We start from the raw sequence: 10866 nt of genomic DNA, 5'->3' as shown, positions 1-10866 counted from the left end.
AGTGCCGATTCGCCACAAGTGCGGGGCGTGGGGATAATTTTACCTGGATTGGCTAATTCTTTGGGATTGAATACCGTGCGTACCCATTGCATTGTTTCTAAATCTGTCTCGGTGAACATTTCTGACATATAGCAACGTTTATCGGCACCGATGCCGTGTTCGCCAGAAATACTGCCGCCGACTTTGACGCAGAGCTTGAGAATTTCGCCACCCAAGGCTTCTACCTGTTCTAAGGCACCAGCTTTGGAGTTATCGTACAAAATTAAGGGGTGTAAATTGCCATCGCCAGCATGGAAGACATTGGCGACAAAATAGCCATATTTTTCGCCCAGTCTCGCGATTTCTTGGAGCACATAGGATAGTTGCGTGCGGGGAATGACACCATCTTGCACGTAATAATCGGGACTGATTTTGCCCATTGCCGCAAAGGCGGCTTTACGCCCTTTCCACAGCCGCAAGCGTTGTTCTGGCTCTGTTGCTATATCGATCGATCTAGCTCCGTTGTCGCGGCAAATAGCGGCAATCCGGGCTTGATTGGTGACGACTTCTACTGCCGAGCCGTCGATTTCGACGAGCAGAATGGCGGCGGCATCGCGGGGGTAACATTTGGTGGCGACGACATCTTCGACGGCGTTAATGCTGAAGTTGTCCATCATCTCGATGCCTGCGGGGATAATACCCGCACCGATGATCCCGGAGACTGCGCTGCCTGCTGCTTCCACGCTTTCAAAATCAGCGAGGAGGACGCAGATAGATTCGGGTGTTTTGAGGATTTTGAGGGTAACTTCGGTGGCGATGCCGAGGGTACCTTCGGAACCGACGAATAAGCCTGTGAGATCGTATCCCGGCATTTCGGCAATTTCTCCACCAACATCGATAATTTCGCCACTGGGAATGACTAATTTTAAGCCGAGAACATGATTGGTAGTAACGCCATACTTGAGACAGTGAACGCCGCCAGAATTTTCGGCAATATTACCGCCGATCGAGCAGATAATTTGACTGGAAGGATCTGGCGCATAATAAAAGCCACCGCCACTGACGGCTTGAGTTACCCAGTTATTAATTACACCAGGTTGCACGACTACTCGTTGATTCTCTAAATCTACTTTCAGGATCTGATTCATTAGTGCCGTGACAATCAACACGCAATTTTCGACGGGTAACGCACCACCCGATAAACCCGTTCCGGCACCTCTTGCGATCCAAGCTACATTATTTTCGTCGCAAATCTTTACCGCCGCTGCTACTTGCTCTGTAGTCTTGGGTAGAATAACTAGTGCAGGCCGTTCGCGATAACTTGTCAAACCATCGCACTCATAAGTTATGAGTTCTTCTCGCCGCTGAATGATACCTTTTTTACCGACTACTGCTGTTAGTTGTGCAATAATCGACTTCCAATGAGGTGCTGTAGATTTTTCTACTGTCTGCATATAAATTTAGGGCTGTTGGATTACAAGCATCGCTATTAAGTATCCACTATCCACTATCCACGATCGACTATCCACCAACCTTAATCTATCCATTACCTGAATTTTACCTTGACCGAGTAGATTGGGTTCAGATTTTGGAGCGTCAATTATGCTGTCGATCGTTCAAAGTACAGACTTAGATTACTCACAACAACAACAGCAACAGTCTTGTGTCCTGAATAAGCGGCTGTATTTTCATACCAAAGGCGATGAAATCCCGTTGTTTCCAGAGGGTGTATGGCAAGTTACCCAAGGGTTAGTCCAACTCAGTGCGAACTATGAAGATGGAGAGCAGGTATTATTTGGATGGGCTGCGGCTGGTGCGTGGTTCGGCACTCAAGAATCTGCAACTTTAGATTACCAAGCGATCGCACTGTCCCCTGTCTATTTACGATGGCTGCGACTAGATGAAATTGAGAGTTCGATGCGGTTGTCGCAGCTCTTACTCCCGCCACTAGTCAAACGGATGCGCCAAGCCGAATTACTGCTGATTATTAACGGTCGCAGGCATACTGTCGAAAGGTTAAAAGGTCTGTTAGCATTGCTCCGAGATGAGCTGGGTGAATCTTTACCTAATAATCAGACGCGGATCGGTTACAAGTTTACCCATCAACAGTTAGCTAGTGCGATCGGCACTACACGAGTAACTGTCAGTCGCATGATGGCACAGTTTCAAGCTAAAGGTTATATGACGCTCGATCGTCATCGTCATTTGATTTTAGACGATCGCTATTTTGGTGATATCGGCAATTAATTTGGCGGTACCAAGATCGTAGAACTCGATCGATTAAATAATAAACTATAAGGCGTTGCTGAATCATACTTAGATCCAGCAATGCCTTATTTATTATAGTGGGACTGTAGGGGCGGGTTTATGCTAGAAATCATCGCCAAAATCCAGGAATTTTGAACGAACCCGCCCACCCCACCAGCAAGTATCGAGAGCGATTCGTTCGTGTGTAGAAGATGATAATGTGCGATTCGATTGTGGGGATTTGAGGTGGTGACGATCGATCGGTTATTGGTGGGGAGGGCAGGTTTGATTTAGATTTTTGGAATTATTCGGAATCGATCTCATAAACCCGCCCCTACAGATCTGTGTAAGAAATCAACTATTCCTTACAATTGAGATTCTTGTTGCTGATAGAGACAGTAGTAGCGGCCTTTTAATTCCATCAATTCGTCGTGAGTCCCCAGCTCCGCGACGACACCGCGATCCATCATCAAGATGACATCAGCAGTGCGAATTGTTGTCAGACGGTGGGTGATAAAAAATACCGTTCTACCTTGGAAGGCGGCGGCGATATTGGTGCAGACTTGACGCTCGGATTCGTAATCGAGCGCGCTGGTGGCTTCATCTAAGATCAGCAGGCGGGGGTTTTGGAGGATCGTCCGCGCGATCGCGATGCGTTGGCGTTGTCCGCCAGATAAGCCAGAGCCGCGTTCGCCGACGGGGGAGTTATAACCATTGGGTAGCTCCATAATAAAGTCATGAGCGTGGGCGATCGTGGCGGCTTGAATGATTTGGTCGGTAGTGGCGTCGGGGAGGTTGAGAGCGATATTTTCTTGGACGCTGCCTTCAAATAAGAGGGTATCTTGGGGGACAATCCCGATTTGTTGGCGGAGGGAGTAGAGTTCGACTTTAGAAATGTCGTAGTCGTCTACTAAAATGCGTCCCGATTCGAGGGGATATAGGCGCGGTAACAGCTTCATCAGCGTACTTTTACCGGAGCCACTTTGCCCGACGATACCAATAAATTTACCAGCACCAAATTCGAGGTTGACGTTATCGAGGTTGAGCGCGCCTGTGGGGGCAAAGCGGAAGGAGACGCTATCGAATTTAACGTTACCGCGAATCGTGGGCATGGGAATGTTACCACGATCGATCTCGTTAGATTCCATCGGGGTATCGAGGATATCGGCAATCCGTTCGAGCGAAAGTGCCGTCTCTTGGAAGTTTTGCCAGAGTTGTGTCAGCCGCAATAAGGGGCTGGTAACGTAGCCAGAAATGATCCGGAAGGCGATTAGTTGTCCGAGGGTGAGTTTGCCGTCTAGGACTAAATACGCGCCCACCCAGAGGACTAATAAACTAGAGATCTGATTGAGAAAGGTGGTGGCAGAATTGGCGGTGGTAAAGGTGACGACGGTTTTGAAGCCGGACATCACGTACTGAGTGTAGCGTTCTTGCCATTTCCAGCGCGATCGCAGTTCGACGTTTTGGGCTTTGACGGTTTGAATGCCAGAAATTACTTCAACTAGGTGCGACTGAGATTTGGCATTGCGTTCGGCTTTGTCGCGTAACTGTTTGCGCGCGATCGGCGAGACAGCGGTAGTAATGAGAATACAGAGTGGGAGTGTAGCCAGGGCGACGAGTGTCAGCAGCCAGCTATAAATCAACATCACCACGATGTAGATGACCGAAAATACCGAGTCGAGGACGACGGTGAGGGCGGTACCTGTCAGGAACTGGCGGATATTTTCTAACTCGTTGACGCGGGTGGAGAGTTCCCCGACGGAGCGTTTTTCAAAGTAACGCAGCGGTAAGCGCAATAATCGATCGATAATTTGCGAACCTAACGCTAAATCGATCCGATTGGTGGTATCGGCAAACAAATACGTCCGCAAACTGGTTAATAAGGCTTCGCCGATGGCGACACCAATTAAAAGTACCCCGAATACATTTAACGCAGTCGCGCTATTTTGCATCAAGACTTTATCGATAATCGTCTGAGTAATTAACGGATTTGCCAGCCCGAATAATTGGATAAAGAACGAAGCAATTAAGACCTCAATTAATACTCCCTTATATTGCACGATAGAAGGCCAAAACCAACTGATGCCAAATTTTTGCTCTGGCGTGTAGCGGGTGGCTTGGATTAGGAGAATCGGGATAACGTCAGTGGGTTGTTCGGTTGTCGATGCTTGGTTGAGTACTAGCTCTTGAGGGCTGCGCTGGATCAGTCCGCTATCGGGTAGGGCGATCGTCACTGTATCGTTAGAGACGGCACAAATCACGGCTAGGCGGTCTTCCCACTTAATTAGGGCTGGTACCTGAATCCGCTGGATATTGGCGACGGAGATGCCTGCTAACTGCCCCTGTAGCCCCAAAAAGTCTACTACCGCTCCACAAAATTGCAAGGAAATACCGCCACCAGATTGCTCGATATGATGGGCGACTATTTTGCGGACAGAATCGCGCCGGAAGGGAATTTTGAACTCATTGGCGAGCATCTCAAAGCAAGCAACGCTACCATCGATTTGACCTTTGCCTCGGACGATCGCATATTTTTGACCCGATTTAGCGGGTTTATCTAGCGTCAGCGGGAGATCTGGCGCGTAGGGGATTTCGGACGGTGTGGCGACGACGAGATCGGAAGATCGATCGATTTCGATCGAGTCATCGATATCAATGATGCGATCGCGATCTTCAGTTGCCGTAAAGCGTAAGATATCGGGGGAAATCCCCACTAGGCGGAGTTTGTGTTTGGACTGGAAGGAATCGAGATCGATCCGATCGCCGATGGCATAAATCCGTGCTGCCGAACTTGCAGATGCGGCATCTAACTGGCTGGCGACAAACCAATCCCAATTTTTGAGTGCGCTGGGGATATCCTGCGGCGATGTGTAAACTACCGCCGAGTCCACTGCTTTGAGAGCCAATTCTTTGAGCGAATCGACGCCCAAGAGTTGCAATAATTGTTCTTGATTGGGGTGCTGTTCTAGTTCTAAGCGCAGTAATTCAAAAATTTCGATCGCGGTCGGTCGATAAAAATATTCCTGTAAAATCGGTTCTTTGGCAACCATCTCCATGAATGATTCGGTGGGAATATTCAGGCAAATAGCCTCTGTCGAAGCAATCGCCGATTCGCACGGAACGCCCCTAATCGTACCAATTGCCCCGATCGTGCTGCCAGTTTCCAGTCGCTCTAGGGTGACGGGAGAAGTATGCTCGGAAGGGTATCCCAGCAGGCGGACTGTACCTTCGACGACGATATTAATCTGAGCCGACATCCGATCTCGTAGGGCGATCGGTTGTCCGACATGATAGCGATAATACTGAGCGACTTTGGCGAGTCTAGACTGAGTACTTGCCGAAAGCCGATTGAATGGCTCGATTTGAGCGAGAAAGGCTTCGGGAGTGGTGGGAGTATAAGTCATAAAAGGCAGAAGGCAGAGGGCAGAAGGCAGAGGGCAGAGGGTAGAGGGTAGAAGATAAAAGGTTGTTTTTAGAGCAGATTTTAAATTCGTATTCTAAAAATATTTCATCTAACATGGACGAGTAATTTTAAACCTTGCTTTTAGCAACCTAGAAACAACAACAAGCATCGACAGTCAACAAATAACAGAAATTTGAAACTTCACCTTTCAGTCAAAATATTATTATAGCGAATCAAGATTACATCATAATAATTCAACGATCGACTAATTTAACCTTTAATTGATTTAGTTTCGCCTGCAACCACTGTTCGTACAATTCTTCGATCAATCGCGATCGCATGGTTTTATCTAATTGTGCGGGTATATATTTTTCTAATCTGACTACGACAAACCAGTCGGCAATGTGTACCGGAGGAGACAATTGTCCTGGCTTGAGCGAACTGAGTTTCTGCGCCAATAATGGATGCGGCACCGATAGCTCGTGAGGGCCGACTACGCCACCGATTTCGGCTTCTTGTCCGCCGGAATATTGTTTGACAAGCTCGGTAAAAGTGGCTTCCTTGTCTTGAATTCTAAAGAAGAGTTCTTGCGCTAGATGCGGATCTTTGACTCGCAACAAGGAATAGATAGCTCGATCGAGTTGAGCTTTGCGTTGTAAAAAGTAGGAATCAACCTTACCATTAAAAGTCAGTTGTTTGAAACGATCGAGCTTGATCGTTCGCATAACTGAATGCTCGAACTGTTCGAGCGTACAATTATTGCGTTCTAACCAAGTAGCGCGATCTTCATCGGAATTAATCTGATATTTTTGATAAAAAGCTTTATAAGCACTAAAAATTTCCTCTTGACTACACATAATAGATGCTAATTCTTCATCGAGAATTATTTCTCGTTGTAATTGCGGTAGCATCCAATATTTCTGTAAAAGTCCAATAACTTCTTCTCCAGAAATGGCATTTTGACATAGCCGTTTGAGAGGAGTATCTAGTTCGTCATTCTGTTGCTGTTCTGGCCGATCTGGAAGCGGAAAGGTTGAAGTCACAATGCTGGGTTCTTGCAGGTTTGCAGTTGTCTTCATGATAATACTTTGATTCAAGGCTGACGGAGAGCACCCTGCACAGATTATCTCAGTAATTGCCCGAGGGGAGGTTATCGAGATATTAACGCCTGGTTAAACTTGCACCCTAGTTATTGTCGCGCATGTGGCGACATTACGAACGATCGTCAGCCGATGACGATCGCCTCAGTCAGTTGGCACAAATCTCCATGAAGTGAGATTATAATACCACTCGATCGGAATGAAAATATATGTCGATCGCCAGCTTATTAGGACATCAGATCCCCGACTTCTTAGAGAAGTCGGGGATCTATATTAAGGTCAAAAATGACTCATCCTCTAGACGGTTTTGACGTTGACATTGACAACGAGATCGTTGAAATCACGATCGCCGCCACCATACATATCCTCGATCCCAAATGTATTATTCCCAATTAGACGGAAATGATCGAGCTTGTCAGGATTTGCACCTAGATAATTAAAGTAGGCGTGAATCGCTTTGCCATCACCACCATTAGTCGGATTATTGCTGATAAAACTGGCGAGCGAACCTTGAGAGATAACCACAGGCGCGTAAATTTTACCGCCAGCGAAATCTTGGTTGAGCTTGCTATCGGTTTTACCCATCGAGGCTACCGCACTCTTAATTGCTTCGACTGCATAATTCGCATCTTCCGGTTTGAGGATCGTACCGTTGGCTAGTTTAATCGTCCCTAGGACGGCATCTTCTACCGCATAAAAGGCAATGTTATCGCTATAAGCTGCATCACTTTTAGTAGTGATATCGGCTTTGAGCGTTTTGCCTGCATAAATAGAATCGGACAGATCGATAATGCGTCCTTGTGCCAAACCTTGGGATTTGGCACCGATGGGAATATTCGGTGTCGCACCAGTAAGGTTGGAGACATTAAAGGTCAGTTCGTCGTTATTTATCGATACTTTATAGCCATCATTTATTCCTAATGAGGTAATTTTAAATGGACTATTACCGCTGGCATCTGGCAGTGAGAATACTAGATTAGTAGGCGTCTTACCACTTGTAATCTGTTGTTTAACTTCAGCGATCGAGCCGTCTTTTACCTCAAAGAATTGATAGGTTTTATTGATTTCTAAACCGACCTCGCGCTTGGTAGTGCTAAAGAAACTACCGTCTAGAGCCGAGAAGATCGATCGAGCGGAGTCGGCTACTAATTTGAGATAACCTGCCGCACCTGGAGCGACACCACCAATTTTGCCAGTCGCATCATCGACAGCAAATAAACCAATTTCACTAACTTTACTATCTGCTCTTTTGCTGACAGGATTGACACCAAAACCGACGACCGTGCTATCTGCTCTCAGCAGATTATTATTGAAACTCAAACCCCCAATCGGTATTACTGGCAGAGGTGTGGGATTGGGAATCGGATCGATAACTGGAGTTGGAGTAGGTGCGGGAGTTGGCGTTGGAGTAGGTGTGGGTGTGGGTGTTGGAGTCGGTGTGGGTGTTGGCGTTGGAGTCGGTGTAGGTGTGGGTGTTGGAGTAGGTGTAGGTGTTGGAGTCGGTGTAGGTGTTGGCGTTGGCGTTGGAGTAGGTGTGGGTGTGGGTGTCGCTAGAGCGAGAACAGTCGAAGATCCACCAATGCTAGTAGTACCAGAGATCGACTGTGCGAGCGTACCTACTCCCGTAGCAGGAGAAATCGCGATCTTATTAGCACCAGTGCCATCGGTTTTGTTATTAAATCCGGTTAGTTGACTGCCTTCAAAATCGAGACCGAGTACGCTGACAAAGCCGATTTGACCGATTTTACTAGCACCACTGGGGTTAGCTAGCGGAATTTGCCACAGTGCGTCGCTGGCGTCGGTATCGAAAGCTGTAGCGAAGAATCGAGAGTTAGGCGCATCATAGACGAGATCGCCACTACTGACAAAACCTGTGGGCAGATCGCCGACTAAAGTAGCAACTTTGTTGGTAGGATCGATCGTGTAGAATTTATTGCCAGCAGTAGTAATATCGATCGCGTAGAGTTTGTTATCAGTGGCAAATTCGATCGCATTAATACTGCCGCTCAGAGTGTTTCCGGTAGAGTCTTTAATCGTACTTAGATCTGTAGAAGCACCTGCTAAGTCGATTTGCTTGGATCGATCGACACTCGGATCGATCCGATACAACAGGTTACCAGTACCAGAGAATCCAATCCCATAAAATTGACCGTTGCTAGCTAGTGCGACATCGTATAGTGGAGTTGTATTGCTCGATGAAGTTGCCAGCGGAAAATATGTACCGCTAGCACCGACGGTACCTACACCAGAGAATCGCTGGTTAATCGATACAGGAGTAAGATTGCTGAGGATCGAGGTGGCTTTGCCGCTATCTGCGGCTGATAGTGTGTAGGCTCCTAAGTTGAGATTGGAGACCCGCACTTTGTAATTGACACCAGGAAAGACGGTTTCTGGTAATGAAAGTTTACCCGCTCCAGAAAAGACGTTGGCAGCAATGACAGCCCCTGTTAGCGAATTTATCAGCTCGATATTGGTAGTGCCAGTCGTTCCCTCGGGGCGTTGAACGTTGATGGTGAGCTGACGGAAACCGTCTAAACCTGTAAAGTTATATTCGTCGTAGTAATTGCCATCTGTATTTTTGGGGTCGGTAGCAGTTAAAGCTCCGGTGATGCTTTGACCTAAAGTAATGTCTGTCATGTTGTCGGGGTATTGCCTATTTGGCGATGCGTTAATTTGAGTTTTCTGGACGGTTTGTTTACAGCACAAACTTATGTCTCAAACTTTCGATCGATCTCGAAATATTTGACAACGATTGGTTTGGCCAGAAATGAGTACCAATTAATAATGCCAGTTAATAATTGGCTCGCTCGATGTTTGCCGAACAGCCAGAAATATTAGTTACCCAAAAATACATATAATTCAATTTGTTGAAAGGATATCATAAATATCGGCAATTATGCGCTTGACTATCGTACAACCCAAAAAATACATATAAATTAATATAAGTTCGGGTATTGAAACAGGCTACTAGATTTCTAGAAGGCGCGAACAGCTCTCCTGAGACTGTGCTGTCTTCGCGATCCCCCGCGATCGAACGCCACAAAACAGCAGGAGTAATCGATAAATTACTCCTGCTGCGATAAATAAATGCCGATAATAATCGGATCGGTTAAACTAGTTTGACGTCGATGCTGACAACGATATCATTGAAGTCGCGATCGCCACTGCCATACAGATCTTCGATCCCGAAGTTGTTATTTCCAAGTAGGCGGAAATGATCGAGTTTGTCGGGGTTGGCACCGAGATAGTTGAAATAAGCATGAATCGCATTCGGATCGGTGCTATTGTTGTTCGGATTTTTACTGACAAAATCGGCGAATGTACCTTGGGCAACGACGACAGGGGCGTAGATTTTACCGCCAGTTAGGGTTTGACCGAGTTTACTATCGGTTTTACCTGCCGATAACACCACATTCTTGATGGCTTCGATCGCATAGTTAGCATCACCAGGCTTGAATGTTCCAGTGGCAGTTTTAATAGTACCATTGGCGTCTTCGATCGCGTAGAAACCAATACTGTTGTTATAGAGCGCATCGCTCTTGGTAACGATATCGGCTTTGAGGGCTTTACCTGCAAAAACGGCATCAGACAAATCGATAATCCGTCCTTGGGTTAAACTTTGAGATTTAGCACCGATCGGGATATTCGGTTTGGCAACACCAAGCTCGGACACATTTAAGCTCAGATCGCCGTTATTAACTGAGATTTGATAGCCGTCATTCGTACTGTTGGTACTAATTTTGAATGGACTCTTGCCACTGGCGTCGGGGAGTGCAAATAAGATATTCGTAGGCGTCTTACCGCTGGCAATCTGTTGTTGCAGATCCGCGATCGAACCATCTTGCACTTGAAAAAATTGGTAAATTTTGTTCGGATCTAAGCTAATTTCGCGTTTATTAGTACTGAAGAAACTACCATCCAAATGAGAGAAGATTGGTTTAGCTGAATCGACGACTAGTTTGAGATAACCTGCTGCACCTGGAGCAACCCCACCAATTTTACCAGTTGCATCGTCAACAGCAAAAAAGCCAATTTCATTAACTTTGCTATCTACTCTTTTGCTGACAGCATTGACACCCAAGCCTTGGGTATCAGCATTGGTAATAAATAGGTTGTTGGCTAGAGTAGTCTTGGTGT

Annotated in this window: 6 protein-coding genes; 1 reads left to right on the top strand and 5 read right to left on the bottom strand. The window is 46.6% G+C overall.

Translation table 11 applies throughout. The features are described 5' to 3' along the window. A partial coding sequence (gene glcD / locus C7B77_RS14035; protein ID WP_106305741.1) for a glycolate oxidase subunit GlcD occupies positions 1-1433 on the bottom strand: 1433 nt, incomplete at its 3' end. A 148-nt stretch (positions 1434-1581) separates the two neighbouring features. Here glcD and C7B77_RS14030 point away from each other — a divergent pair. Further along, complete coding sequence (locus C7B77_RS14030) at positions 1582-2226, top strand: Crp/Fnr family transcriptional regulator (RefSeq protein ID WP_106305738.1); 645 nt, start codon at positions 1582-1584, stop codon at positions 2224-2226. 365 nt (positions 2227-2591) lie between these two features. Here C7B77_RS14030 and C7B77_RS14025 read toward each other — a convergent pair whose 3' ends face one another. The 4 genes from C7B77_RS14025 to C7B77_RS14010 all read right to left on the bottom strand — a co-directional run. Beyond that, positions 2592-5630 (bottom strand): type I secretion system permease/ATPase, encoded by a 3039-nt coding sequence (locus C7B77_RS14025; protein WP_106305735.1) that lies wholly within the window; start codon positions 5628-5630, stop codon positions 2592-2594. A 253-nt stretch (positions 5631-5883) separates the two neighbouring features. Continuing rightward, on the bottom strand, positions 5884-6708 hold the full coding sequence (locus C7B77_RS14020) for a peptidylprolyl isomerase (RefSeq protein ID WP_106305732.1): 825 nt from the start codon (positions 6706-6708) through the stop codon (positions 5884-5886). A 318-nt stretch (positions 6709-7026) separates the two neighbouring features. Beyond that, positions 7027-9366: a DUF4114 domain-containing protein gene (locus tag C7B77_RS14015; protein WP_146138322.1), complete on the bottom strand. Its 2340-nt coding sequence runs from the start codon at positions 9364-9366 to the stop codon at positions 7027-7029. A gap of 472 nt (positions 9367-9838) precedes the next feature. Further along, on the bottom strand, positions 9839-10866 hold a 1028-nt coding region (locus C7B77_RS14010; protein ID WP_146138321.1), incomplete at its 5' end, for a DUF4114 domain-containing protein.

The sequence above is a fragment of the Chamaesiphon polymorphus CCALA 037 genome (assembly GCF_003003845.1).
Classification (GTDB): Bacteria; Cyanobacteriota; Cyanobacteriia; order Cyanobacteriales; family Chamaesiphonaceae; genus Chamaesiphon; species Chamaesiphon polymorphus.
This window is presented reverse-complemented; position numbering and strand designations above follow the sequence as displayed.

Excerpts from the sequence above, each read along its gene's own strand:
- C7B77_RS14030 (WP_106305738.1), top strand. The coding sequence starts at position 1,582 with ATGCTGTCGATCGTTCAAAGTACAGACTTAGATTACTCACAACAACAA.
- C7B77_RS14025 (WP_106305735.1), bottom strand. The coding sequence starts at position 5,630 with ATGACTTATACTCCCACCACTCCCGAAGCCTTTCTCGCTCAAATCGAG.
- C7B77_RS14020 (WP_106305732.1), bottom strand. The coding sequence starts at position 6,708 with ATGAAGACAACTGCAAACCTGCAAGAACCCAGCATTGTGACTTCAACC.
- C7B77_RS14015 (WP_146138322.1), bottom strand. The coding sequence starts at position 9,366 with ATGACAGACATTACTTTAGGTCAAAGCATCACCGGAGCTTTAACTGCT.